A 26,117-nucleotide genomic window follows, 5' to 3' on the forward strand; every position below is an offset into this window, starting at 1 on the left:
AACTTAAAGTTATATAAAAAAGTGAAAATATGATTTTCACAAAGAGATTGAATTGTTATTAAAAATAAAGAAAAACTTATTAATATTTCAATATAAACATATTTACTCAAAACTGATATTTAAATGATTATTTAATATTTAACAATAAAAAAACAATCGATATATTGACTACCAGAGTCGAAATACTCATCAGATTATTGTTTTAAGTAAACCTCTATAAATTACATCATCATTGGAAAAGATAATGCTGCACACCAAGTTAATACAGCCTCAGCCTGAAAAGCTGGGTTTTAAAATATCACTCCTTCATCAATCCATTTTTTTTGCATTAACTTGCGGAATTACCGGCTCAATCTACGCTGAAGATATTCAGCAAAAAACCGTAACATCCGTTGAAAAAGAAGATGTTCAACAACTCGAAAGCGTAGTCGTGGTGGGCAACCGCGGTGGTATTCGTACCATCACTGAAAGCCCTGCACCTGTAGATGTGATTAGTGGCGAACAACTCGTCAAACAAGGCAACACCCTCGCTTTAAGAGACATTTTGGCAAAAGTAATTCCTTCTTTTAGCGTGGCTACAGTGCCTAGCCAACCTGATGGTTACGGAGCTGTAGCCCGTTCTGCGGGTTTACGTGGTTTGGGTGGTGGGCATACGCTCGTACTTGTGAATGGCAAACGTCGTCATGTCGGTGCTTTGGCCATTAACAAATACGGTTTTGGCGAGGGCTACCAAGCAGCGGACTTAGATCTGATTCCAATTGGTGCTATTGCACGAGTTGAAGTTTTACGTGATGGTGCAGCCGCTCAATATGGTTCCGATGCCATTGCTGGGGTGATCAACATTGTGCTCAAATCGGCTGATAATGGCGGCAATATTAGTACCACCTATGGTGGTCGCGAGCATTATTCAGGCACTGACCGAAATGGAGAAACCTTCCAACTGAATGCCAACGTTGGTGCACCTCTAGGCCAAGATGGTTTTATCAATTTTGGTTTTGATCTGAAAAATCAAGATGCCACCACCCGTGCAGGGGCTGTTTCAGGCAATATTTATTCAAAAGTAAATGGTCAAGATGACCCACGTGAAGCGACCATAGATCGTAATTTAAATAAATTAGGCCTGCCTTCCGTTGAACAGTTTAACGTTTCTGCAAATGCTGAGCTTCCTCTAAGCAATGCAGCCACCCTATATAGCTACACCACCGCGGGCTGGCGTGATGCCTCGACTGGTGCATCCTACCGTCGTCCAAACTCCAGATCGGGTATTGTTGAAATCTTTCCAAATGGTACTACACCTGATGTCATTTTAAGTGAAACGGATGTACAAACCGTTTGGGGATTAAAAGGCGATAATGTGCTCGGCTGGGCATGGGATGTGAGTAGCTCCTATGGTAAAAACACGCAAGACCACTCTACGCAAAATAACCTAAATCCATCTCTTGGACCGTCTAGCCCGGCTTCATTTGGTTTGCAAAAATACGATGCTTACCAATGGGTCAGCAACCTTGACCTGAAGAAAACTTTCGATGTTGGTTTTGGTGCAACGCCGCTCAGCGTTGCTTGGGGCCTCGACTATCGTAAAGAAGGTTGGTCTTCTAAAGCCACTGATCCTTTAGCCTATAAAAATGGCGGTTATATTATTCCTACAGGTGATAATGCTGGCTTACCTGCAACTGTTGGAACCTTTGGTGCTCGTGTACTTTTACCTGAAGATGAAGCCGATATTAGCCGGAGTAACACCGCTGCCTATTTAGATTTGGGTTTAGATGTAACCGAAAACTGGTTTGTGGGTTTAGCAGGCCGTTTTGAGCATTATGATGACAGTTCGGGCGATACATTTAACGGTAAAATTAACAGCCGTTATGAGTTCAGCCCACAACTGGCGGTACGCGGAACAGCCAGCACAGGCTTTATTGCCCCCTCTTTATATCAACAAGGTTTTGCCAGTACGGGTATTGTGAGTACGGTAAACAATGGCGTTCGCTCAGATGTATACAGTAAATCTGTACGTACCGATTCAGCATTAGGAAAAGCTTTAGGTGCAGAGGCACTTGATCCCACCGAATCGACTAACTTCTCACTGGGTTTAACCTATAGCCCATTCAAGAACTTTAACCTTGCGGTCGATGCTTATCGGATTGAACTGAAAGATCGTATTGCGTCCACGGCGGGACTTACAGGAACGGGTATCAATAACATCTTGACGACCAACGGTTTTTCCAACGTCAATTACGTTACTTACTATGCCAACTTATTTGATACAGAAACCAATGGAGTCGATGTTGTTGCGGACTACACCCAACAGCTGAATCAATACGGTCGTATCCGCTGGAGCTTAGGTTTCAACTGGAATGAAACCGATATTACAGCGATAGCGGATAATCCAAGCCAGTTAGACGGTATCAATATTGATCGTATCACTCGTCGTACCAAAGGCATGGTCACCGATGCAGATCCGAAAACCAAATTCACCTTAGCAGCGAATTGGCAATACGCAAAACTGGATTTAAATACCCGTTTATCCCGTTATGGCAGTTACATTGCACGCAGCGAGACAGCTGCGACAGACCAGACTTTTGAAGCCAAATGGATTGTCGATTTAGATGCGACATATAACCTCACAGACAGTCTGTCTTTGACTTTAGGTGCAGATAACGTGTTCAACACCTACCCAGAAAAATCCAACATTGTCGATGGCTTAGGTGAAAACTACTATGCCCAGCTTTCGCCGTTTGGACTCTATGGTGGTTATTACTATGGTCGTGTCAGCTATCGTTTCTAAAATCACTTAAACCTAAATACTTTGGTGAAATTGTAATATCGCCTCTGTCGTTTTGACTATTCAGAATGGTGATCGCTTAAATGCTAGATTTTACCAAAGTACGGCATCTTCACATTCCAAATTTCTGAGAAAATATATGAGCATCACCATTTGGGGTAGACCCAATTCTTTAAATGTCCACAAAGTACTTTGGCTTGCAGCCGAACTTGGACTTCAATTTGAACATATTCCTGCGGGACAGCGGTATGGCCTGACAGATACTGCTGAATTTTTAGCGCTCAATCCCAATGGTTTGATTCCTGTTATTCAAGATGGTGACACGGTTTTGTGGGAGTCCAACACCATTTTGCGTTATTTGACTGAAGTTTATGGAAAAAATACATTGTGGATTGTAGACCCGAAATTACGCTTTAGCGCAGAAAAATGGATAGACTGGTACACCACCACCGTCCTGCCTGTGTTTGGAATCGTGTTTTTTAATTTGGTTCGACAGCCTGAAGACAAAAGAGATTTGGCTGCGGTCAAAGTCGCGGCAGAAAAACTAGAAAAGATCTTGGATGTTGCCAATGTCGAGCTGGCTCAACAGCCCTATTTATCTGGCTCTAGTTTTGGTGTTGCCGATATTCCTTTGGCTTTAGCCCTCAATCACTGGTTCAATTTAGATGTTGAGCGCCAGCATGATCATACGCACTTAAAAGCATGGATCGAACGTATTAGAGCGCGTGAGCACTTTTTAAAAGTGGCCAAAATTCTTTAGTTAAGCATTATTGCACCATTTTTTAAAAATCTTAGCTTTAAATAGAATAAGGCTGCCCTGTATATGGACAGTCTTATTGCATATAAATAGATTTATTTAGCAGAGATATAAAATTACCCCATAATAAAAATTAAATACAAGCTTAACCACAAGCAGATATCTCAAATATAAAATAAATTATCTATAATTATTCTAAGACACCATCTTTAATTATTCTTTTATCACTTTTTATCAAAATACTAATCTAAAAAAATTCTTTTTCTATTTTATAAAAATCACTCATTATATTTTCAACCTCTCATTTAACTAAATTATTCCACGCATCTGTGAATTAATTAAAAACTTAAAATTGAAAGAATATTTCCTTATTCAAATTAATCCAATTTAATTAATGAAATAAAAAATATTCTGCAATGCAAATTAAATCTTATTGAATGGTGCATTACTGATATGAGCGAAGTCAGTCGAAGTCCTTATAGAAAGGCAATTTTGTTTGAACAACTTCAAAATGTTCAGTCCAATGTATTTCATGCTGTAGATCCATTTGTTGCCCACTTAGCAAGTCCGATCACAGCAGAAAAACCTGTTCAGACCCATAAGATCTTTTGGGCAATTGGTGCTGTTCTGACGTTACATTACGGCATTTTTTATCTTGCAGAGCATCTTCCAACACCGCCCTTAGTCGTGAAAAAACCCGAACCTATCGCGATTGTAATTGAAAAACCCAAGGAAGAGCCGCCTAAGGTGATTGAACCCAAACTCAAACAGGAAATACAAAAACCGATCATTCCACCTGTTTCCGCAAAGCCTCAGCCCGTACAAAAACCTGTGGTTGAAAAGCCCGTGCAAAAACCTGTAGTGCAGAAGCAGATTGAGCAGCCTCGACCTACTGCCAAATCAGTTGCTCAACCTGTACCGCAAGCTGAGCCTACAGAAAACGTCGCACCAATCCCAAAAGTCGCTGAACCTGTGAGTAAACCCGCACAAGAAAACCTCCCTGTGACTGCAGCCAAAGGTTATGCAGGTTACTTGAGTAATCCTGCACCTGAATACCCAGAAGTGGCGTTAGACCGTGGTTGGGAGGGTGTTGTGATGTTACGTGTGAAAGTCTCACCCACAGGCAGTCCATTGGAAATCAACCTGAAAAATAGCAGCGGCAAAAAAGCACTGGATGATGCAGCAGTAAAAACTGTGAAGCGCTGGAAATTTTCACCTGCACTGCGTGGCAGTACGCCAGTAGAAGGTTGGGTCGATGTTCCAATTCACTTCAAATTACCCAATTAAACTGTAAAATTTTATCTTAGGAAAATTCGATATGTCTGATATTAATACGATTATTCATGATGCAACCATTTGGTTATTGATCGGTTTTTCGATCGTAACGTGGGTGCTAATAGTGGTGAAAGCCGTACAAACCTCAAAGGCCACTAAACAAAGTAAACTTTTTGTCGACAGTTTTTGGTCAGCTCAGAACTTGGCAGATGCAATTGGTCAGTCTGAAGATGCGCAGGGACCGACAGCACGTATTGCCCAAACTGGTTTTAAAACCTTGACTGAAGCCAATGAAAAAACCCATCAAGACTTACAACAAACCTGGAGTCGTCAGGATTTGTTAGAGCGACACTTACGCAAGCAAATTCTTGCTGAACGTCGTCAACTGGAAAAAGGTTCAGCCGTTCTCGCATCGATTGGGAACAATGCCCCATTTATTGGTTTATTTGGAACTGTGTTTGGAATTATTCATGCCTTACAAGCAATTGCCCAATCTGGTAGTGCAAGTATGGATGTGGTCGCAGGTCCAATTGGTCAGGCACTGGTTGCAACAGGTATTGGTATTGCTGTGGCTGTACCTGCTGTACTTGCCTATAACTATTTTGTTCGTAAAGTAAAAGGCATTGGTGCCGATTTAGACGACTTTGCAACAGACTTTGTTAGCCTCACTCAAAAAGTAGGTTTCCAACTGCCAACCAAAACTCAAACCGCCCATGTTGCGGCAAAACCAGTGGCAGCACATCAACTATCATCTCAAGAAAAGGAGGCTTTGGCTTAAATGGCTATTTCAACTTCTCAAGATGACGATGTCGTCAGTGACATTAACATTACCCCACTGGTCGATGTGATGTTGGTGCTATTGATCGTGTTTATCGTCACGGCGCCTTTATTAACCAATAGCGTAAAAGTCAACTTACCCAAAGCTGCACCGACACAATCTACAGATCAAAACAAAGCACTAGTGATTAGTGTAAAACCAGATGGTGCAATTTTTTTAGATAAAGACCCAGTCAATCTCGAAAATTTTGAGCAAGAAATTACACAGCGTAAAAATGCCAACAGCAAGTTAGCATTAAACCTAAATGCCGATGAAACTGTCCCTTATGGTACAGTGGCTAAACTTTTAGCCAGTATAGAACGTGTCGGTGTAGAGAAATTATCAGTGATTACCGAACCAAAATAATCGATTATTCATTTGAAACCTAGACATCTACAACACTTCAATCTGTATTTATAAAAAAGCACCTCCAGGTGCTTTTTTATTCATTCAATATAATCTAAATCCTTTATTAATAGACTTAGCGACTCACTCGTTGAATGGCTTCATCGTAAGTCGCACTTGGCTTGTATTGATTTGCGAATTGGTAATGTTGTTTGGCTTCAGCATAGTCCTGATTATTTTCATAAATTTTACCAATGTTGTAATGTGAATACGCTTTGGTATTGTCATTAGACGCTAAAGCAATCGCCTTTTGATTTGCCCATAACGCTTCAGATGAACGATTCAACTTTTGATAAGCAACAGCAAGATTACTATAGGTTTGTCCAACGTTTGGATTGTAATCAATAGATTGTTGATAAATCAGGGCAGCTTGTTCAAATTGATTGTTTTTATACGCTTTATCCGCTTTCAAATTCAGTGCTTTAGCCCTTGCCTGTGCGTTGGCTGAAACAGGAACATAATGCAGCTGCGTCGCTTGGCTTTGATAACTCGATACAGTTGAACCCACTTGGCTTGCCCCAATAGTTGTCCCTGAAATACGATTAATATCTTGGATTTCACCCTCTGGACTAATGCGGAACACAGTCCATAAATTTCCTGTCAACCCCGTTGGAATATAATAAGAACGGATCAAAGACTCGCCAGCATAGACCATAACTTTTGCTTGGCTATTCGACAGGTTCGCAGTATTGGGTTTGGCGCGATCTGAATAATCATGCACTGAATAAACATAATATTGCCCGTCTAAACGCTTATCGATGGTTACGGTTTCTGGGCCATAAGAGTCTGTATCGTCGACATCTAAATTGGCATCTTGCCCTTGTTTATTGTCCCAATACACATGTTGATTTTTATAGCTTAAATGCGAGTCCAAATCTAAAGGACTCTGTCCCCAGTTTAAAACAATTCGCATACTGTTTAAGTCTTTCAATATAGGACTTAAGGCATAGGTCATGCCATCACAGGGACATTTTGCAACCAATGTTGAATAGCCTGATTTTTTGATAATCAATAAATTGTCTGCGCCATTCGCACTACTACTGTTCACCGTTGCTCGGCCGTCTGCATTGGTTGACGTTGATGCAGACTGTTCACCATTTTTTTGTAAAATGACTTGTGCATTCGCAATATTTTGATCTTTTACCGTTGCACTTAAAACATGAATATTGGTTGTATCTGCATAGCCCAAAGTAGGGATGCTTAAACCCAAAATAGAAGAATAAAGTAGATGTTTTTTCATTGCGTATCTCTTATTAAATTGCTTATTTCATTTTAAAGTCTTTTCAACGCTAGGACTTAAACATTAAATCATTCAAATTATGCGGTACATTCGATGCATATACTATAGCTTAAATATCGATAGTCTGCTTAGGCTATCTCAAAGATGCATCATCAATGTTTACTCTTCATCGCCTATCTAGCTCAGCATAAATATTAGTCATGCTCTAAGCTCTTTGAATGATGCCATCTTAATAAATTAAGCAAGCGTCTCTGCAGTTTTTAGGACGGGTTCTAAACTCAGTTTCTGCGCAATAAACTGAATAAAGACCTCTATTTTCGGAGCTAAATAACGTGTGGGTGGATATAGTAACCAAGCATCTCCACTATAATAGGTCTTGAAATGCCAATCTGGTAATACTTGAATCAGTGCTTGGTTATTTAAAGCATGTCTCGCCATAAAATAAGGCAAACTTGCGACTCCCATATGCTTTAAAGCCGCATCTAGTCGGATACCCGTATGATTCGCCGAATATCGTCCTTTTACAGTCACACTGGTGGTTTTATTACCCTTTTGGAATTTCCACTTTGAATCGCTGACTTGTTCACCTAAAAAAATACATTGGTGTTGATTTAAATCACTCGGTTGCTGAGGCGTTCCATTCTTTTTTAAATACTCGGCTGTCGCCACTAAGACATGATCAATACGAATCAGCTGTCGACCCTTTAAGCCCAACGGCGGTTCATTGGTAATGCGTATGGCCAAGTCAATTTCATCGTCAATAAAGTCTATGAAACGATCTTCCAACAGCAGTTGAATATCTATCTGAGGATAAAGTTCAAGAAACTCGGGTATATGTGGATGAATCAAATAATGCCCTACGGCTTTCGGTACACTGATCCGAACGGTACCACTGGGTTCAGTATTGAATTTTCCTGAATGCTCAATCACTGCTTGGGCAGCTCTAACCATCTCTAAACAATGATCATAAGTTTGTTTTCCACTCTCACTTAAACGCAGTTTTCGCGTTGTTCTTTCGAGCAGCCGTGTTCCTAAAGCCCGTTCCAATCGGCTAATGGCTTTACTCACTGCAGACGGCGTATTTCCAAGCTGTCGAGCCGTTTCTGAAAAACTGCCAGTCTCCACAACTTTAACAAAAATAGCCATTTCTTGGAGTAAAGCCATACTTTGATTTGTGCTCATGAGGAAAAAGTAATTTAATTTTTTACTAGATTATCATCAATAATTAAGCCTCATATAATCTTTTCTGTGAAATTTTGACAGAGATAACCATGACTCAAGCTTTATATCTATCTGACATCACTCAGGCTGAGGTAGAAATTTTAAGATGTGAACCTACTGACGATGGTCGATTTGCCATTCAGCTTGCCCAAACACCGTTTCATCCACAAGGTGGTGGTCAACCCAGTGATTTAGGTAAAATCAATGGTATAGATGTGCTTCATGTTACTATGCAAGATGATCAAATTATTCATTATTCTAATCACGCGATTACTTTAGGTCTGGCACAGGCTCAAGTTGACGTAACCCGACGCCACTATCACAGTCGCCTACACTCCGCAGGACACTTAATCGGGCATGTAATGCAAGCCTTTGGCTGGCAACCCACCAAAGCACAGCACTGGCCAGACGAATGCAAAGTCCAATTTGTCAGACAAGATCATTCTGAAGACCAAGATTTAGAAACTTTACAGCAGATATGCAATCAATATATTTCTAGCCAACTCGTCAGACTGGCCCAACAAAATGCTGATGGCTACCGTGAAGTCAGTTTTGGAACTTTACCTGCTTTTGCTTGTGGTGGAACCCATGTCCAAAATTTATCTGAAATTGGAACGCTCGAAATTACAGGCTATAAACTTAAAAAAGATAAGTTAACCGTGAGCTATCGCGTTTCGGATGAGCATCAATAATATGTGGATGCAATATAGTTCAGAATTTTTAGCTTTGGCTTTGGTGCATTTTCTTGCAGTCCTTTTACCCGGCCCTGACTTCGCCATTACAGTTAGAAATAGCGTGCGCTATGGCTATGCAATTGGGTGCATCACGGCTATTGGCATTGGTATAGGAATTTCAGTTCATATTTTATATACCCTTGTAGGCTTGGGCATTATTATTCAACAAAGTCCGTGGTTCATGCTTATTTTAAGAATCGCAGGCGCACTATATTTAATTTATTTAGGTTGGAGTTTATTACGTGCTCCCTCTGTCAATATCGATCCCTCGATTGAAGAAACTGCCAATATGCCTTTGAGTCAAAGCAAAGCCTTTATAACGGGCTTTATGACCAATGCGCTCAATCCCAAAGCGACTATTTTTTTTCTGGCTATATTTACCACACTCGTCAGTCCGACAACTCCGATGAAAGTACAATTTGCTTATGGAATATGGATGTGTATCGTCAATGCACTTTGGTTCATGCTGGTCGCTGTTTTGTTTTCTCGACCCGTCGTTCGACAGCAATTTTTAAAGATGGGAAAACAGTTTGAGCGATTGATGGGCCTCATATTAATTGCTCTGGCGCTGAAGCTGTTATTTACCCATTTATGATGTTTCATAGCACCAGCAACTGCGGATTATTCAGAATGTCGGTGCTGCCGATATTCTGAATAAGTACATAAAAATATGAGTAGCATATTTAAATCATAAAATGTGCAATCATTTTATTAAAATTTGGCCATACGTTGGTTGCTATTTATCTTCTGAAGATATCTTTTAGACTCACCCGACATTAAAATAAAACTGTGCTAAAAATGATCAAATAAGCCATACTCTATTTTTATATCGTGTGGTAAAAATATATAAAAAAGGCAATGACATGAAAATTAAAACATATTCATTACTTTCAATCGGTATTTTTATGAGCCAAAGTACTCAGGCTAAACGCTTTATAAAAGGCTTGCACGGCGCGTTAAAGCTGAACCCGAACATCTATGCCTTTGGTGCAGATGAAGGCAACACAATAAGCCAAGAAAGCTTTAATTCTTTTGCTGACTGGCAAACAGCTGCAACCTCTCAAGAAAAACATGCATTGTCCCTGCTTATTGCTTTAAATACCTCATTAGATCAAACCAGTTATAGGATTTACAATCAAGCGTATCTACCTCCTAAGACTACACAACTCAAAGCGATCCAAAATAAATCTCGGAACAGGTTATCGTTATTTTGAACACGATTATAAAGCGAATAATTTTTATTAAGACATTCAACAACACAGTTACCTATTTTCTAAGAGAGCATGATAATGAACAATGTATTAAAAAAAGTATTATTTGCCGCAGGAATATTTGTGGTAGCAGAAGCAGCTATGGCATGTACCCGTGTGGTTTATCTGGGCAATAATGACGTCATGACAGCACGTTCAATGGACTGGAAAAGCGATATTGGAACCAACTTGTGGATTTTACCCAATAATGTCAAACGTAATGGTATGGCGGGGCCAAAATCGATTCAATGGACATCTAAGTACGGCAGTGTCGTTGCAACGGGTTATGACATCTCCACTACCGATGGCGTCAATGAAAAAGGGCTAATGGCAAACTTACTGTGGTTGGTTGAATCTGAATATCCAAATGTAAAAACCTCTAAAAAGCCACCTTTGGGCATTTCACTGTGGGCGCAATATGTCTTAGATAATTATGCCACGGTGAATGAGGCCATTCAGGCATTGGAAAAAGAACCATTCACGGTAGTGACCGACCAAGTTCCAGGTGAAAAACGGTTAGCGACACTGCATTTATCTATTTCAGATGCCACGGGTGACAGTGCCATCATTGAATATATTGGTGGAAAACAAGTGATTCATCACAGTCGCCAATACCAAGTAATGACCAACTCACCAATTTTTGATCAGCAGTTGGCGCTAAATGCTTATTGGAAGCAAATTGGTGGAACAACCATGCTCCCGGGCACAAACCGGGCAGCCGATCGTTTTGCAAGAGCGTCTTTTTATATCAATGCCATCCCGAAAAATGCGAATTATAAACACTCATTAGCGAGTGTTTTTGGTGTCATTCGCAATGCGTCCGTACCCTTTGGATTGAACACTGAAGAAGAACCAAATATTTCCTCAACCCGTTGGCGTACAGTGGTCGACCATAAACGCGGTTTATATTTCTTTGAATCTGCTGTTTCACCCAATGTGTTTTGGGTCGATTTAAAAGAGATTAACTTTAAAGATGGTCAAACTAAGAAGTTAGAACTTGGCCCAGACCAAGCGATGACATATGCAGGCAAAGCCAATGCATCCTTTAAAGTCACCAAACCTTTTGAGTTTTTAGGAACTAATCCCTAAGTTTTCAGTTAGATCATCGGCTTAATAATATAATCAGCACTAATAATAGCCCTGATCAAAGGGCTATTTATCACCCAAAAGAAAGTTTCTTACTTTTCTTATCCGCGACCAAAATTGACGGAGCATTGTTTATTCAGCATTTTTAAATTTGAGTTTTCACCCACATCAGCATATTCTAAACAGACAGATTTCACTTCCAAACACGCCTTGTAGCGTAGGAGTATTCAACATGTCAAAGAAGTTACCCATCTACTTCTCGGACGACGCATGGTCGTCTCTACAAGATATCATGGGGCCAGACGGCAAACCCAGCCCCACCATCAATAGCATGCTCGAACAAATTGTGCAGCAAGCTGAACTTGCGGATCAACTTGGACTAATTCCTGTTCTACCTCAGTCCAAAGTCTCTATTCCTGTTTCTTTAGAACGCATTCCAGCAGGCCCAGCGTTCAGCACTAAAGATGAGCAAGGCAAAGCCATCGATCTCAATGAGTTCTTAATACAAAACCCCATTTCAACTTTCATCGCTCATGTAGACAGTGAGTCAATGTTAGGCGCAGGTCTTGAAGTAAATGACCCAATTATTATTGATCGGAGTATTGAAGCCAAACACTACGACATTGTGGTGGCTTTAATTGATAATAATGACTCCACTATTAAAAGACTGATGATGACAAGCAAAATGTCAAAGTCGGATATCAAAGACATTTTTGGAGATGAAAACTACCCTTTGCCTCAACTTTGGCTAAAAGCTGAAAACCCCGAGTATGAACATATTATTCCTACAGAAAATCAAACCTTTGTCATTTGGGGAGTGGTGACGTTTAACTTAAAACGTTTGTACCACCGTTAAGAATAATAAGAAGAAGCAACATGAAAAATGAAACTGAAATATTCGCGCTCGTTGACGTGAATAATTGCTATGTCTCGTGTGAACGCGTCTTTAATCCAAAGCTCAATGACCGTCCTGTGATTGTGTTAAGTAATAATGATGGTTGTGTGGTTGCTCGAAGCCAAGAAGCCAAAGACCTCGGCATTGGCATGGCTGTCCCTTTTTTTCAAATTCAAGAACTCGTGCAGCAACATAATATTCACGTGTTTTCGAGTAACTATGCTTTATATGGGGAAATGTCTCGCCGCTTCATGCAGTTATTGGGGCAATATGTGGCAGCCGATGAACAAGAGATCTATTCCATTGATGAATGTTTTTTAAAGCTAACCGCTTATGAGCATTTATTTAACCTCACTGACTATGCCAAAGACATGAAAGACAAGGCATGGCAATGGCTTGGTCTTCCCTGCTGTATTGGAATTGGTCGTTCCAAAACAGAAGCCAAAATAGCCAATCATCTGGCCAAGAAAAATAAGGCGTTGAATGGCGTGTGCAATTTGGCACACATGGACCCATGTACTGCTGAATACATGCTTGCAGATGTGGAAGTTGGTGAAGTCTGGGGCGTCGGTCGACAGAACTGCAAAAAGCTGAACGCGATGGGTATTTATACGGTTTTGGATTTGATCGAATCCAAGCCGAGTGAAATTAAAAAGCACTTTAGTATTGTCATGGAAAAGACTGTCCGTGAACTTCAGGGGTTGTCTTGCATCAATATTGAAAGTGAGGCGGTTGCGCATAAGCAAATTATTAGTAGTCGTTCATATGGTCAAGCTGTGTATGAAATTGATGACATCAAAGCCTCTGTACGCTTATATGTTGCCAGTGCGGTTAAACGCTTACGTCATGATGGCTCTATTTGTAAAATGATCGGGGTGTATATTCAAACAGGTCGTTTTAGTCAAAGTGAACGTTACTCGCCCTATACCATTGTGCACATGCTTGAACATACCGATGATCTACTTGAAATAACGCAGGCGGCCATGAAAGGCATTGACCAAATTTACAAGTCAGGGTTTAAATACAAAAAGGCGGGCATTGTCCTTTTGGAAATTATGGATAAATCTAAATTTGTGCATGATCTTTTTACCGACTATAGCCATAGAAACGACCGTAAAGAGCTCTCAAATACGATGGATGCCATTACTGAACGCTTTGGTAAGAATTTGATTTCTTTGGGGGTTTGCCATGAGAGGAAAGAGCCTTGGCAAATGAATCAGTGCAATCGCTCTCCTGCCTATTTAAGCAACTGGTCGGAGCTATTTAGAGTGGGTTGAAGTCTTATCTTCATAAAAGTAGTGTCACTTTCAACTGAACGAATACTCATAAGGATTTTTTGAATGAACATCACGATTCGAGACGAACAGCCAGAAGATGTTAAAGGCATTGAGAGGTTGACTCGTACTGCATTTTTAAATGCAGAGCATACCAGCCATACGGAACAATTCATTGTGAACAGCCTCCGAAAAAGTGGTCAACTTACGATTTCTTTGGTTGCTGTTGAAGACGATTCAATTATCGGTCATGTCGCCATTTCACCTATATCCATCTCGACAGGTACAACAGGTTGGTATGGCCTAGGCCCAATTTCTGTCTGCCCAACTAAACAAGGTTTGGGCATTGGGTCACAACTGATGCAAGCATCCCTTGAAAAATTAAAACAACTGGGTGCCAAAGGCTGTGTTCTATTAGGAGATCCCAATTATTATCATCGCTTTGGGTTTCAGCCTCATCTAGAGTTGGTTTTACCTGGCGTTCCTAGCGAATACTTTCAAGCCCTTAGTTTCAATGGAGAAATACCTCAGGGTGTTGTCAGTTATCATGACGCATTTAATGCCACTGAATAAATTGAACTTTTAAATATCAATTTACTCTATTGTGTAAGGTTTAAATCAACACTTTGAACCGTATTTTGAATCATTTAAGGTGAATAAAAGTACGTTTATACAGCGTAAAGCTCCATTTATGTAAGGCGAATGTAAAGCAAACTTTTAAACTTAAGGTATAACAAATAGTATATACGGACTTATGATTTATATATAAAAAGGTCAGTTTTATGAAAAATATTTTAGGTGCAACACTCATTACTTTAGCCTTAGTGGGCTGTACTTCTGTACCAACGGGAAAAGTCACTCAAGAAAATACATCAGGCAGTAATGCTGCAGAAACACAAGTGATTCACTTCACTGGCCCAATGGATTTAACCATTGAACTGAAGTCATCTGATAATTTTGAAACAGCGATGATGACGGATAACTCAGATCGAACATTCATGCTGAAAAGTGCACCAGCAGCAAGTGGTATGCTCATGACTGACGGCAAAGGTGTTTCTATTCACATCAAAGGAAGTGAAGGCATTGTCGAGTTTGTCAAAGACAAGCCAATCCAGATTACTGAGTTTAAGAAATAAACGTCATATCTAAGCGTTTATTAAAAAAGGTCATGTGGGACAAGTCCTACATGACCTTTATTTTACTTTCAAATCACGATTTATTTAGCAAAAAACTTAAAATGCATATTTCAGACCAAGCTGCATTTGATAGTCTTCTGCATTAAGTGCATTCCCAGCCACATCCCCAAAAATATTCCATTTAGAGTTTGCTGTTAAATAATTAAAGCCTAGACCATAAAGTAAAAAGTCTTTGTCAAATGACGGTGCGCGATAGCGAACATCTACTGAATGATCAATGTTTGATGTCAAACTTACATTCGGCAATGAACGATCAAAGGCATATGCATATTCCGCATAACCACCCAACTTCAGCTGCTGTGTCACTTGATAGTCTGCACGCGTTCCAACATGTGCTTTGCTTTCTTTGGCAGTCGTATCACCAACCGTCACCCCTAGATCACTCGACTCTTTCACTTGATCTAGAGATACAGCATTATGACTAAGTGCAAGGTATGGTGAAATGGAGAATTGCTCCATTGGCAGAGCATAGCCAAACTCAGTATAAATACCATATTTATCTAAATCGGCTTTAGCATGGCTCGCGTCAGTCTTGATGCCATCGGTCACAGTTCTGTCGAAAGTTGTATCACCAAAGCCATATTGTGCATTTGCAGCAGCATAATAGTTACGATCTGATAACCACTGACCATATATACCTATTGTTGTCAGCTCAGTTTCGCTCTTGCCATTCGATGCGCTAAATTTAGAGTCTTCGTTGTAGTCCGAAATGTAGGCACCTAAAATAGCATGGTCTGTCACTTTGAAGTCAGCACCTGCAGATGCTGTCTTAATTTCAGACTCAACAGTATCCCAACCTTTTGCTTCACTGGTATTATCTAGATAACCTGCTGTTACCCATGCCCCTGTTAGCCCTTGTTTACTCACTTGATATGAGCGCTGTGCAATTTGTGCATTAACCAAGGTGTCATTACGAAGCAATACTGATGGCGTCTCTGCAAATAAAGCACCCGCATTTGAGTTCAACACTGCTTGTGCAGCCGTTGCCGTTGCCACTTTTTGTACATTAGCAACATAGTCCGTTAACTGCGTCGATTGACCTGAAACTGCTTGTGTATTGGCTTTTGCCATCAGTTTATTCAGCAACTCACCAGAGGCATCAGAAATTCCACCACTCAGCGTTCCTGCTGTTTTTGCATCCGCGAGTGCAACATCTACCGCAACATCTTGATTGGTCTGACTCAACCCTTTCACGGTTAAAAATGCACTGGTCGAGCTATAACTATCAAACTGACCTGCAACATGATTTGCATTCAGTACCTGATGCACTCCTTCTGTCACCATGCCTTTATTCTGTGCAGAAACTTCGAGCTTTCCAGCAAGTGTGGCATTGCCTTTCACTGTTAAATAGTGCTCTAAACCATAAGCAAGAGTTCCTGTACTTTCTTGCGTATAGTTACCGTTCACCGTTAAACGACCATCTTTGCTTGAAACAGTCCCTTGATTGACGACAGCCCCTGTCTGCCCCGAACCAGATAAAGTCCCACTCGTTCCCACACGCACGGTAGAATCAATATTTCCAGTGACTTGTAACTTGCCTAATTGGACATCTGTTGCTCCCGTATAATTGCTGTCACCACCCATTACCAAAGTACCAGTTCCTTGTTTAATAAGACCTGCATCGCCATCAATGTCATTAGAAAAAATCGCAACATTGGATGTCACGTTTGCTTCAAAGTTTTCATTAAACACTTTTAAAAAGGACTGCGGACCACTTAACGAATTCCAGATATCCAGTGCACCCCAGCCAAAGCGCTCGTTATAGAGTTGATTGAGACCAGAACCGTCATCCATATAGTCGGCATTGGTCAGTAATACTTGTCGTACTTGGTCATTGCTCATCCATGGATATTTACTCCATACCAACGCCGCAGCTGAGGTAACTTGTGGTGTTGCACCCGATGTTCCGTAGAACATAATCAAGCCACCTGCACTATCACTTTGAATAGGGCCAACGATATAATCAGCAGCTAAGCACCAACGTGCAGCAAGTCCGCAATTATTCGCACCTTCGCCTTTGGTATTGCGATACAAGTCAGTATGTTCCTCATTTAAGCCTGTAACAGCCAACCAACCTTTTTCAATTGCACTATTTCGGGTTGGCAACAACACCTCATCACTTGGCACAGCAAGACCAGCATTACCTGTTGCCATGACCACTAAAGAGCCACCATCGGCTAAACGCGCTGCATATTGAGTAACGTCATCATGGAAAATCCCGCGCATACCCACAGTACCGAAGGAACCATTAAATAACTTCACGCCATACTGTTTATTGAGCTCCAGTGCAGCTTGATATGCTGTGGTTGCGTAACCGATACCGTTATTGCTCTCGCTTGTAGAAACGCCATAAATTTCAGCAATATCTTTAGCGATTCCTTCAATACTTCTTGTTACTGGATATTTTGCATTCGCAGGGATTTTACCCGCAATAATTTGCGCGACAATTGTGCCATGGGTTCCAGGATCAATATCTTGAATGTCAATCCCACGATTTGTTAAGTCTTCACGTGTAAGAGTCCCCGCTTGATAGTCCTCAATATAACGGAAAACCTTTTTGACAGAATCTTCTAAATAGTCATTGATACCCACACCAGAATCTAGCACCCCCACACCCACTTTATTTAGGGAAGTATCAGGCTCTTCGACATTAAATTTTTGCGGATCATAGATATATGCTGAATTAGGATTTTGCTCACCGCCAGTACCCGTATCTTGACCACCAGAACCAGGATTATTTTCTCCTTTAGTTGGCGGTTGCGTGATATGAGAACTCGTTTCAGCCAAACCTCCCCCACCACCTCCTCCGCAACCCACGAGAACACTACCAATCGCAAGCGCTAAAACAGAAGGAAAAAATTGGCGTTTTAAACCCACAAAATTGTGACTTTTGGTCATCTAATTTACCCAATAAAAATAAAAATTATTATAAAAAGCAAGTGATTATTTTTTACTGTTGGTACAGTTTTGGGATTTTTGCCCCAGCAATCACAGGCCAGTCATCATACCTTAGTGAAAGATATTTTCGAAAGCCTGAAGCAACTTTATCTGCACCTCACAAAGTTAAAAGAACAAAAAACACTCAGACTAATGTTGGCCCTATCACGTGAAAATGATGAATATTCATCCATATGCTCATCCACGGTCTCTGACATTATTTAGAGGAAATGCATCTTATAAAGCGAAATTAGAAAAGCACCCAAAGGTGCTTTTACTTTATAACCGTTTCAATCAATACTTAAAATTAAAACCAACAAAAGCCGTTCGACCCATTAAAATGTAATCAATCGAACGTGCAACATCATCGCGCTTAGTATTGGTTAAGTTTTTAATCCCCGCTTGCATAGTAAAACTCGGATTAAATTGATACTGCCCACTTAGGCCTAAAACGTGGTAATCATCTGATTTCTGACTCTTAGAAATGGCAGGTACATAGAGCATTTGGCTACCAATATATTGATAGTTAAGGTTCAATCCCAACGCATCATTCACACGCCAATCCAAAGCCATATTGCCTGTATGACGCGGGCTATAGTCTAGTTCTTTGTCCGTATCTTTATTTTTAGCATCTGAATAAGTGTAATTAAACTTCACCCCTAAAGCATCATTCACATCATATTGGCTTTCTAATTCGACACCTTTGACTGATGCTGAATGTACATTGGTATAAGTCATGACACTTGGACGGTATCCTGCTCTCCAACCATCGCTTACAATCATGTTTTTAATGTCATTATCAAAGTACATTAAACTTGCATAAAACTGGTCATTTTCATACACACCACCAAACTCATAACTTGTTGCAGTTTCAGGTTCTAAGTCAGGGTTTCCAATCACCTGACACATGCCACGACAGGCCAATACAGAATAGGTCGGATCTGATTGTGACAAACTTGGAGCCTTGAACGATTTACCGATTCCCCCTTTTAAATTAAATTGATCCGTAACTTGATACACACTGTAGAAGCGTGGGCTAAACTCGCTGCCAAAGCTATCATAGTCATCAAAACGTCCAGCAAAGGTCAGGGATAGTCGGTCAATTTTCCACTCATCTTGTAGATATAATGCCTTTTGATTTACGGATGCAGATCCATTCAGGTTTTGATAATGTTCTAATTCTGTTTTACGGAATTCAGCCCCACCAGTCACTAAATGCTGCTCTCCAATATGTCCACTCACTTGAGCATCAATCGTATGGTTGGTTTGTTGAATATCTCCCGTCTTTTTATATAAATTGGTGATGATTTCTGAGTTATCCATCAAGTCTACGTTTTCATAGTAATAACGTAGTCTACTGTTGATAGCATTCCAATTCGCAGAATAAGTCAGTCCCACACTGGTACGATCCATTTCTTGGATATTGGTCGGGAATGACAAACCGTAGTTGTTCCATACCGCTTTACGGCCATCTGAACGATGGGTTAAATCAACATCTAATGTCTGGTTATCATTAATCAGCCAACTGACATTTGAAAGGATGCTGAAACCTTTACGTTTTTCCGCTGCATCCGTATTTTTATAGATGCTTTGTTCAGAACGCCAAGCCTGTTGATCGATACCCTCAAGTACCAAATTTGCCAAGAGTTTATTTTCAATCAGGCTACCACCAATGTAGGCACTTGCTTTATGAATTGCCCCATCATCTCCTTCAGTTGGTAACTCATAACTATAGTTAAACGCGGTTTCTAATTGTTCGCTAGGTTTCTTTAAAATAATGTTAACCACGCCGCCCAAAGCATCTGCACCATAAATGGATGACATTGGACCACGCACCACTTCAATTCGATCTACTGCAGCCAAAGGAATAGATGACAAATCAAAATCATTTGAATAATTAGAGGTTAATGCGTCTCTAGAATTCACACGACGTCCATTGACCAATATCAAAGTGTAGTCTGAGTCTAATCCACGAATTTTAATTTCTTTACGACCATAAGCAGAGGATGTATTGATATGGATACCCGCACTCTGTTGTAAGGCATCTGCAAGATCATAAACAGGTTGTTTTGCTAAGTCTTCTTGGGTAATGACACTAATGGTTGCTGGTGCACTTTTTTGATCATGCTCTGTTTGACTGGCTGTGACTGTAATCGTTGCCAGTTTCTCTGGCTGAGTGTCTTCAGCATGAGCCATGCTCGAAAAGAGGCTCACCCCTAAAAGACTTTGAATCGCAACACTTAGAACTTTCTGATTGAAAAATATTTTATTTAACATATTATTAAGACCATAATTATAATTGATAATCGTTCGCAATTATATTGATTGGTAAATAATTTGCAACATTTTTGTATAAAAAAACCGCCCTTTTAGGCGGTTTTTTTGACTAAATAAAATTTAAAATTTTGCGCGGACTGTAAATGTTACATTTCTTGGCTCACCCCAATAGACGCCATTATAGAAGCCCACATTGAGATAGTATTTTTCATCAAACAAGTTATTAATATTTAAGCTCGCAGACAACTCATCACTAAACTTATAACTCGCAAAGGCATTTGCTAAATAATACGATTTTTGTACCACTGTACCACCGTTATAAGCATTCTCCAGCGCAGTTCCCCAGTTTTGAAAAATCTCACTTTGCCAATTGACTCCGCCTCCAACAGTCAGCTTATTAGCTCCATTCCACCAATTTTCTGGCAATGTATAGCTGGTAAAAAACTTAACTTGGTTTTGTGGAATTGTGGTCGTTGAGTTTGATATTGCTGAACTCACACTATTCACATAAGTATAACCAGCACTCACATTCCAATTGTCTTGTAACTTACCAATTGCATCAATTTCAAAGCCATTCACTTTTAGTCCTTTACCAGAGGACATATATGCCGTATCCATATTATCTACTTTAGGAATAGTTTTATTGGCTACACCATCGCGATATTCCTTATCTTCAACAGCAAGATCTTTGACGGATGACCAAAATACTGCAGCGCTTGTTAATAATTGAGCATCAAAAAATTCAGCTTTAACTCCTAGTTCTGTACTACTACCAATCTCTGGGTCCAAGTAATTACCATTTCTATCCCTTTTGCTTGAAGGTGTAAACATGTCGGTATAACTTGCATAAGCTGTGTAATTATCATTGAAATCATAAAGTAACCCCACATAAGGGACAAACTGCTCAAAACTCCGAGGTTTTTCAGGTTTCTTGTTCATCAACCATGTCTTGTTTTTATAATCATAGGTATTAAAACGACCGCCTAAAATCAACTTAAGTGGATCGGATAAATTCAGCCGCACTGTTGAATAGTAACCAAATAACTCTGTGGTGGTTTTACTCCCAGCACCCGTTTTAATATAGGTTGGCTTTGGCAAATCCCCCGTCCAATCACGATAATCTGGAATGTCGACTTCATATCCCAATTTCGGAAATGGCTTTACAGATTGCGATGTAGTCTCTGATTTAAAGCCACTGTAACCTACAATTAACTCATGTTCGCGACCAAGTAGTTGAAAAGGACCTGTTGCATATAAGTCTAAATTGAGTTTTTTACTCTCTGAGTAAGGTGATAGCTGAGTCCATATACTCAGACCTTTACCCGTTGAAGGATCTGGGAACCCGCTTCCACCGTAAGCAACGAACCAACTATTATCCGACGTACTATGTGCAGCAGCTGCTTTTACCATCCAACCGCTGTCAAAGTGATGCTGAATATCTGCAAAAATAGTTTCATCTTTATGCTTAATTGCACTCCAGTCTGTCGTTAAACTAAAGCTTCGTGGCAAGTGAGCAAGGCTACCATCCGCATTAAAGTAAGGAACTGTTCCCCATGTTGACCCTTTAGGGTCATTATCTTGATATTGGAACCCGACAGATGCCGTCGTATTATCGGTTAAATCTGCTTCTACAATGGCCATGGCCGCAGTTGATTTTAGCTCATAGAAATCCATATAGGATTCTTTATCCGTATATGCAGCCATTACCCTACTACGTACACTGCCATCTTGAGTCAAGGGAATCGAGACATCAGCTGTTACACGAGTATTATCCCAGCTGCCATATGTTGAACTTACGCTGCCTGAGAATTCTCTATTTGGACGCTTACGTACCATGTTAATCGTCGCTGATGGATTCCCTGTTGATCCAGTTAGACCACTTGCCCCTTTAATTACCTCAACTCGGTCGAAGAAAAAACTATCCGCACGCGGACTATTGTCTCCTACTGGCATACCATCAATTTGTCGGTTGGTAATAGAAAAACCGCGGGCATAGTAACTTGAACGTTCACTATCTTGTTTGGTTGCAGTTACACCTGGTGTCACCGCCATTACATCGTCGATACTGACAAGATTACGCTGTTCAATTTGTTCTTGTGTAATGACACTTACGGACTGAGGAGTTTCTTTTAAATTTAAATCTAGTTTTGATGAAGATTTTGATTTATTTGCTTTAAAACTTCCCGTCCCCTCTGTTTTATCACTGACTGTCGCTTTAGATGTAATGGTCGCGAGTGTTGCTGTATTCGCTATTTGATTTTGTTCATTTGCCCAAGCAAAGTGCGTTATTGCCCCGTAAACTAAGATGGATTGAACAGCTAAGCTAAGAGTTTTTATTCGGAATTGTGAAGTCATAATGTAGGTTAAGTAATAATTAGTGATAATCATTATTATTATGCTTATATTTTACTATGCAAATATTTATAGCCCAGTACATTTATCGATAAAAAAAATGATCCTTTTTTCAAAGTCATAACAAACCATTATTCATGAAAATTTGTTATTATTTTTCAAATATTTATTTGTTTAAAGCCACAAAAAAATCAGCTTAAATATCGACCTACAATCAATTATAACGACTCTCATCATAATTTTTTTGTAAATCCTAGAGCATATTAGCCTGTAGCCTAGATACCCCATAACAAGTTGATTTTGTCCAAAATTGAACTCTGTTCTTCCTGACATGAATAGAAATGTTTTACAGGCTTGTAAAACATTTCTATAGATGATTTCATCTTATATACATACTGCCTTTTGCCTAAGTTTAGTTTCAAGCTGAATATCAGCAGCGTGGACAAGATAATCAAAAATCACACTAAAAATATAATGGCATTCTACGCTTTTAATTGCCTTCACTTTTTAGAACTACTACCCTATTTATGTAGTTTTATTTTAAAATAGGCAGCTTTAAAAATTGGATCACCTTAATGAAAAGAAACATGCTTTTAGCTGTGTATGGGATCACTTTTACTACAACAATCACGACATCGACACTTTCTTTGGCTCAACCCCAGCTACATCCATTAGAAAAACCAAGTTTGGAGGTGAACTCGACTCAACAGCCATTTGATTTTTTTAAGTCTGCCAAACAGCAAGAATTAAATTCAATACAACAACATGAAAACGATTTATTCAAAACACAGGAAGACCGTAGACATACCGCAAATATGAGCTCCTTTGAAAGGTCACACTATTACTTAATCAATCATGATACTGGTGCATTAAACTTAGAAGAAAATGAAAGTCGAAATAAAGCGTTAATAAATGCTCAAAGAGAAAAAAGCTTCAACGATGATGATTTCAGATTTTCTCAGCTTTATTGGGACACTCAAAAGCATTAGAAACAGTGAAATTTAAAAAGCAGTAACTAGTCTATATTTGAAACCTTTTTTGGTCTTTTTCTCTATATGTAAACAGCATCTATGACAAATAAACAAGGTAGGGCCCGTTATCGGCTCACTCATATGTTGCTCCTATTGTATTATTAGGTTCATTATTTTCAGCAATGTTTTTGTGATGATCGCTTAGAACTTTAAAACATGACCATTCAATAACATAATTTATACAGACTAATGAATAGCCACCAAAAATTCAGACACACATAGCCCGATTGAAATAGACTTTTTTATGCTCTAATGGAGAACGTTGACCATTAGAACCATGTCTGCGTTTTGAATTGTAGAACATCTCAATATATTTAAAGTGTTCCGACCCGATTTTTGACACAAATCCTGACACAAAACGAGCTTTATTTGCGATATTAGATACAGCAAGTAAAGCAAGCGCTGCACCAAGCAGACATTAAAAAGGCCTATAAGCCACTGTTTTCGCTTATAAACCTTTGATAAATATATGGTAGGTATATCCAGACTCGAACTGGAGACCTCTACGATGTCAACGTAGCGCTCTAACCAACTGAGCTATACACCTGAAGTAAAAGCATAATATTCACTTTTAAAAACTATGACAAGCGCTATTTCTTGTTTTTTAAAGCAGATGCACAAGTTTTAAGCATTCGTTTAAATTGTTGAATATTTTTTGAATTTAACGTTTTGGAATAACGCATTTGTTGATAATAATCAGCCGCCTGCTTAAATAAAACTTGCTGTTCAGGTTTAACGTCTTGAGCTAAACGTAACAACCACTTATTTACCGTTTCGGCATCTTGTTTACGCTGCTCAGTTGTTAAGCTTCGAGAAAAAGACTGAATGACCATGTCATATTCAGAAGTTTGAGCACGTTTATGCCAAAATATAACGCCCCAGTACAGTAAAACTAACCCACCAATGCTAATCATAATCAGCAATACCAATGAATAACTGGATTCGAGTCCTAGCTTCTGTAACCAACCTCGTTGAGTCTCTGCATTATAGCCAACCACCTTACTTTGCCATTGGTAGCTTGCATAGTCGCTCCAAATGCGTATTTTGTTTAATACCGAATAGCGCTGTACATTCCATCGACTACTCTCCCCCCAAACACTGGCATCCTGGCTCATTAGATCTTGCATACCCTGTTCAATACGCTGCGGTGTAATCATGGCTGTTGGGTCATAGCGTTTCCAGTGCCCATCCACAAATACTTCCGTCCATGCATGCGCATCTAACTGTCGAACTTCCCAACTTTTTGCATCTAGTGAAGGCTGACCACCTTGATACCCAACCACAATACGCGCTGGAATACCCACATAACGCATCAGCATCACGAAGCTAGAAGCATAATGTTCACAAAAACCTTGTTTGGATTGAAACAAAAACTCATCAATACGATGCTGCCCCAACAAGCCCGGTTGCAAGGTATAACTAAAACCATTATTGCGATACCATTGCAAAATATTTTGGATATAACGTTTCGGGTTCTGCTCACTTTGGCTAAACAGCTGCTGTGCAAATTGCTGTGCTTCCAAGTCCATGTGCTCAGGCGCTTTTAAGTTTATGCTTCGTTGTATTTTAGATAATTCACTTTGTGAAAATTGAACATTTCCCATCCATTGCAATGCAATAGGTTCCACCCGCTGCACTTGACGATAAGCTTGAATACTCCAATCCTGACGTAGCTGATAACGTCGCTCTAAAGGTTGTGAATATTCCAATGCCATAATCCACGGAATCGCGACATCAGCGGGTAAATATTGATAGTTCCATTTTTTGGATGTAGAGATTTGCGTTAATGTCTCATCCGAAATACTTTGTTGATTAATAAAACTACTGGTCCACTTTTGCCCATCATATTGATCTAAGACCATCGCGCGCCAATAAAGCTCTGAACGATTTGGGAGCTGAGTGACATCACCAATAATACGAAAAGCCAAATGACTGGACTGGGATAATTGCGCAATATCTCCAGGTGACATACTGTCACTCATGCCTGTCACTGCTTTATTTTCAGGAATTGGAATATGCCAAAGTGGGGGTAAACGCGGAAAAAAGATAAACAGCAGCACAAAAAAAGGCAGTGCGAGACCTACAAATTTAATGACATGTTTTGCATCTTGCCTTAATGCCATACGATTCGAGTTTTCAGATGCAAAAGTATGGGTTTGCACTCGATATAGCCCCAACAAACAGCTCAATAAACAGAGTAAAACCATCACAGCCGTCATAAATGACTGACTATGTAAAAACATACTCGCCGCAACGAATAATGCAAAGTTAAACAGAATGATCACATCACGCTGCGTTTTTGTTTCTAAAGCTTTAGCAAAGAGAAAGATACTTAAAACGGCTACGCCCGCTTCCACCCCTAAAAAGCTTTGATAGCTCCAAAAAGTCACCACTAGAGCAACAAGGGTCAAAATGTAAATTGCCCATTTCGGAAAATGGTTGCCCGTAGATTTCATGAAATACCATAGACAGCCGATACAAATGGCGAAAATGACACTCAAGAGCACAGGACTAAAACTTAGTTGTGTGATCCAAATCAAACTCAGTGTCAGTACAATGGCAATACGAATAGAAGAATGCATACTGTTCTC

General features: G+C 39.9%; 20 protein-coding genes, 1 tRNA gene and 1 pseudogene. 14 read left to right on the top strand and 8 right to left on the bottom strand.

What is annotated here, in order from left to right:
- The first annotated feature begins 244 nt into the window (after window positions 1-244).
- The 5 genes from GVX98_RS07090 (at window position 245) to GVX98_RS07110 (ending at window position 5,994) form a co-directional block, all read left to right on the top strand.
- Entirely contained in the window at window positions 245-2,782 is a 2,538-nt protein-coding gene (locus GVX98_RS07090; RefSeq protein ID WP_004980273.1) for a TonB-dependent siderophore receptor, read from the top strand.
- Between the two features lie 136 nt (window positions 2,783-2,918).
- Window positions 2,919-3,539, top strand: a complete 621-nt coding sequence (locus GVX98_RS07095; protein WP_004980274.1) for a glutathione S-transferase family protein — start codon at window positions 2,919-2,921, stop codon at window positions 3,537-3,539.
- A gap of 450 nt (window positions 3,540-3,989) precedes the next feature.
- Window positions 3,990-4,823, top strand: a complete 834-nt coding sequence (locus GVX98_RS07100) for an energy transducer TonB (protein WP_159127642.1) — start codon at window positions 3,990-3,992, stop codon at window positions 4,821-4,823.
- Between the two features lie 31 nt (window positions 4,824-4,854).
- Window positions 4,855-5,589 carry a MotA/TolQ/ExbB proton channel family protein gene (locus tag GVX98_RS07105; RefSeq protein ID WP_159127643.1) on the top strand — a complete coding sequence of 245 codons (735 nt, stop codon included), beginning with the start codon at window positions 4,855-4,857 and terminating at the stop codon, window positions 5,587-5,589.
- Entirely contained in the window at window positions 5,590-5,994 is a 405-nt protein-coding gene (locus GVX98_RS07110; RefSeq protein WP_159127644.1) for a biopolymer transporter ExbD, read from the top strand.
- 115 nt (window positions 5,995-6,109) lie between these two features.
- Here the strand turns inward: GVX98_RS07110 and GVX98_RS07115 are convergent, their stop codons facing one another.
- A complete protein-coding gene (locus GVX98_RS07115) occupies window positions 6,110-7,273 on the bottom strand; it encodes a tetratricopeptide repeat protein (protein WP_159127645.1) in 1,164 nt (387 codons plus the stop codon).
- A gap of 237 nt (window positions 7,274-7,510) precedes the next feature.
- The gene (locus tag GVX98_RS07120; protein ID WP_004980289.1) at window positions 7,511-8,455 is read right to left on the bottom strand and encodes a LysR family transcriptional regulator; all 945 of its coding nucleotides are present in this window, start codon (window positions 8,453-8,455) and stop codon (window positions 7,511-7,513) included.
- Window positions 8,456-8,544: 89 nt separating this feature from the next.
- Between GVX98_RS07120 and GVX98_RS07125 the strand changes: the two genes are divergently transcribed.
- The 8 genes from GVX98_RS07125 (at window position 8,545) to GVX98_RS07160 (ending at window position 14,869) form a co-directional block, all read left to right on the top strand.
- Window positions 8,545-9,186 (top strand): hypothetical protein, encoded by a 642-nt coding sequence (locus GVX98_RS07125; RefSeq protein WP_004980292.1) that lies wholly within the window; start codon window positions 8,545-8,547, stop codon window positions 9,184-9,186.
- 1 nt (window position 9,187) lies between these two features.
- On the top strand, window positions 9,188-9,823 hold the full coding sequence (locus tag GVX98_RS07130; RefSeq protein ID WP_159127966.1) for a LysE family translocator: 636 nt from the start codon (window positions 9,188-9,190) through the stop codon (window positions 9,821-9,823).
- Between the two features lie 268 nt (window positions 9,824-10,091).
- A complete protein-coding gene (locus GVX98_RS07135) occupies window positions 10,092-10,442 on the top strand; it encodes a hypothetical protein (protein WP_159127646.1) in 351 nt (116 codons plus the stop codon).
- A gap of 75 nt (window positions 10,443-10,517) precedes the next feature.
- Window positions 10,518-11,567 (top strand): linear amide C-N hydrolase, encoded by a 1,050-nt coding sequence (locus GVX98_RS07140; RefSeq protein WP_159127647.1) that lies wholly within the window; start codon window positions 10,518-10,520, stop codon window positions 11,565-11,567.
- Window positions 11,568-11,796: 229 nt separating this feature from the next.
- The gene (locus GVX98_RS07145; RefSeq protein ID WP_159127648.1) at window positions 11,797-12,420 is read left to right on the top strand and encodes a LexA family transcriptional regulator; all 624 of its coding nucleotides are present in this window, start codon (window positions 11,797-11,799) and stop codon (window positions 12,418-12,420) included.
- A 20-nt stretch (window positions 12,421-12,440) separates the two neighbouring features.
- Entirely contained in the window at window positions 12,441-13,736 is a 1,296-nt protein-coding gene (locus GVX98_RS07150; protein WP_159127649.1) for a Y-family DNA polymerase, read from the top strand.
- A 63-nt stretch (window positions 13,737-13,799) separates the two neighbouring features.
- Window positions 13,800-14,306, top strand: coding sequence for a GNAT family N-acetyltransferase (locus tag GVX98_RS07155; protein ID WP_004980309.1), 507 nt, complete (start codon window positions 13,800-13,802; stop codon window positions 14,304-14,306).
- Between the two features lie 209 nt (window positions 14,307-14,515).
- Window positions 14,516-14,869 carry a hypothetical protein gene (locus tag GVX98_RS07160; RefSeq protein WP_004980310.1) on the top strand — a complete coding sequence of 118 codons (354 nt, stop codon included), beginning with the start codon at window positions 14,516-14,518 and terminating at the stop codon, window positions 14,867-14,869.
- A 96-nt stretch (window positions 14,870-14,965) separates the two neighbouring features.
- On the opposite strand, the gene GVX98_RS07165 is transcribed toward GVX98_RS07160, so the two are convergent.
- The 3 genes from GVX98_RS07165 to GVX98_RS07175 form a co-directional block, all read right to left on the bottom strand.
- Window positions 14,966-17,827: an autotransporter domain-containing protein gene (locus GVX98_RS07165; RefSeq protein ID WP_159127650.1), complete on the bottom strand. Its 2,862-nt coding sequence runs from the start codon at window positions 17,825-17,827 to the stop codon at window positions 14,966-14,968.
- A gap of 333 nt (window positions 17,828-18,160) precedes the next feature.
- Window positions 18,161-20,143 (bottom strand): TonB-dependent siderophore receptor, encoded by a 1,983-nt coding sequence (locus tag GVX98_RS07170; protein WP_159127651.1) that lies wholly within the window; start codon window positions 20,141-20,143, stop codon window positions 18,161-18,163.
- Between the two features lie 120 nt (window positions 20,144-20,263).
- Window positions 20,264-22,498 (bottom strand): TonB-dependent siderophore receptor, encoded by a 2,235-nt coding sequence (locus GVX98_RS07175; protein WP_159127967.1) that lies wholly within the window; start codon window positions 22,496-22,498, stop codon window positions 20,264-20,266.
- 572 nt (window positions 22,499-23,070) lie between these two features.
- Here GVX98_RS07175 and GVX98_RS07180 point away from each other — a divergent pair.
- Window positions 23,071-23,484 (top strand): hypothetical protein, encoded by a 414-nt coding sequence (locus GVX98_RS07180; RefSeq protein WP_004980317.1) that lies wholly within the window; start codon window positions 23,071-23,073, stop codon window positions 23,482-23,484.
- A gap of 250 nt (window positions 23,485-23,734) precedes the next feature.
- On the opposite strand, the pseudogene GVX98_RS16910 reads toward GVX98_RS07180, so the two are convergent.
- The 3 genes and pseudogenes from GVX98_RS16910 to GVX98_RS07190 all read right to left on the bottom strand — a co-directional run.
- Window positions 23,735-23,854, bottom strand: a pseudogene (locus GVX98_RS16910) (IS3 family transposase); the annotation flags it as partial.
- A gap of 142 nt (window positions 23,855-23,996) precedes the next feature.
- A tRNA-Val gene (locus GVX98_RS07185) sits at window positions 23,997-24,073 on the bottom strand.
- A 43-nt stretch (window positions 24,074-24,116) separates the two neighbouring features.
- Complete coding sequence (locus tag GVX98_RS07190) at window positions 24,117-26,108, bottom strand: DUF3488 and transglutaminase-like domain-containing protein (RefSeq protein WP_159127652.1); 1,992 nt, start codon at window positions 26,106-26,108, stop codon at window positions 24,117-24,119.
- Window positions 26,109-26,117 lie beyond the last annotated feature (9 nt).

It is taken from the genome of Acinetobacter sp. 8I-beige (assembly GCF_902505955.1).
Taxonomy (GTDB): Bacteria; Pseudomonadota; Gammaproteobacteria; order Pseudomonadales; family Moraxellaceae; genus Acinetobacter; species Acinetobacter johnsonii.

Bases quoted from the DNA above. Each gene is read 5' to 3' on its own strand.
- GVX98_RS07090 (WP_004980273.1), top strand. From the start codon at position 245: ATGCTGCACACCAAGTTAATACAGCCTCAGCCTGAAAAGCTGGGTTTT.
- GVX98_RS07095 (WP_004980274.1), top strand. From the start codon at position 2,919: ATGAGCATCACCATTTGGGGTAGACCCAATTCTTTAAATGTCCACAAA.
- GVX98_RS07100 (WP_159127642.1), top strand. From the start codon at position 3,990: ATGAGCGAAGTCAGTCGAAGTCCTTATAGAAAGGCAATTTTGTTTGAA.
- GVX98_RS07105 (WP_159127643.1), top strand. From the start codon at position 4,855: ATGTCTGATATTAATACGATTATTCATGATGCAACCATTTGGTTATTG.
- GVX98_RS07110 (WP_159127644.1), top strand. From the start codon at position 5,590: ATGGCTATTTCAACTTCTCAAGATGACGATGTCGTCAGTGACATTAAC.
- GVX98_RS07115 (WP_159127645.1), bottom strand. From the start codon at position 7,273: ATGAAAAAACATCTACTTTATTCTTCTATTTTGGGTTTAAGCATCCCT.
- GVX98_RS07120 (WP_004980289.1), bottom strand. From the start codon at position 8,455: ATGAGCACAAATCAAAGTATGGCTTTACTCCAAGAAATGGCTATTTTT.
- GVX98_RS07125 (WP_004980292.1), top strand. From the start codon at position 8,545: ATGACTCAAGCTTTATATCTATCTGACATCACTCAGGCTGAGGTAGAA.
- GVX98_RS07130 (WP_159127966.1), top strand. From the start codon at position 9,188: ATGTGGATGCAATATAGTTCAGAATTTTTAGCTTTGGCTTTGGTGCAT.
- GVX98_RS07135 (WP_159127646.1), top strand. From the start codon at position 10,092: ATGAAAATTAAAACATATTCATTACTTTCAATCGGTATTTTTATGAGC.
- GVX98_RS07140 (WP_159127647.1), top strand. From the start codon at position 10,518: ATGAACAATGTATTAAAAAAAGTATTATTTGCCGCAGGAATATTTGTG.
- GVX98_RS07145 (WP_159127648.1), top strand. From the start codon at position 11,797: ATGTCAAAGAAGTTACCCATCTACTTCTCGGACGACGCATGGTCGTCT.
- GVX98_RS07150 (WP_159127649.1), top strand. From the start codon at position 12,441: ATGAAAAATGAAACTGAAATATTCGCGCTCGTTGACGTGAATAATTGC.
- GVX98_RS07155 (WP_004980309.1), top strand. From the start codon at position 13,800: ATGAACATCACGATTCGAGACGAACAGCCAGAAGATGTTAAAGGCATT.
- GVX98_RS07160 (WP_004980310.1), top strand. From the start codon at position 14,516: ATGAAAAATATTTTAGGTGCAACACTCATTACTTTAGCCTTAGTGGGC.
- GVX98_RS07165 (WP_159127650.1), bottom strand. From the start codon at position 17,827: ATGACCAAAAGTCACAATTTTGTGGGTTTAAAACGCCAATTTTTTCCT.
- GVX98_RS07170 (WP_159127651.1), bottom strand. From the start codon at position 20,143: ATGTTAAATAAAATATTTTTCAATCAGAAAGTTCTAAGTGTTGCGATT.
- GVX98_RS07175 (WP_159127967.1), bottom strand. From the start codon at position 22,498: ATGACTTCACAATTCCGAATAAAAACTCTTAGCTTAGCTGTTCAATCC.
- GVX98_RS07180 (WP_004980317.1), top strand. From the start codon at position 23,071: ATGAAAAGAAACATGCTTTTAGCTGTGTATGGGATCACTTTTACTACA.
- GVX98_RS07190 (WP_159127652.1), bottom strand. From the start codon at position 26,108: ATGCATTCTTCTATTCGTATTGCCATTGTACTGACACTGAGTTTGATT.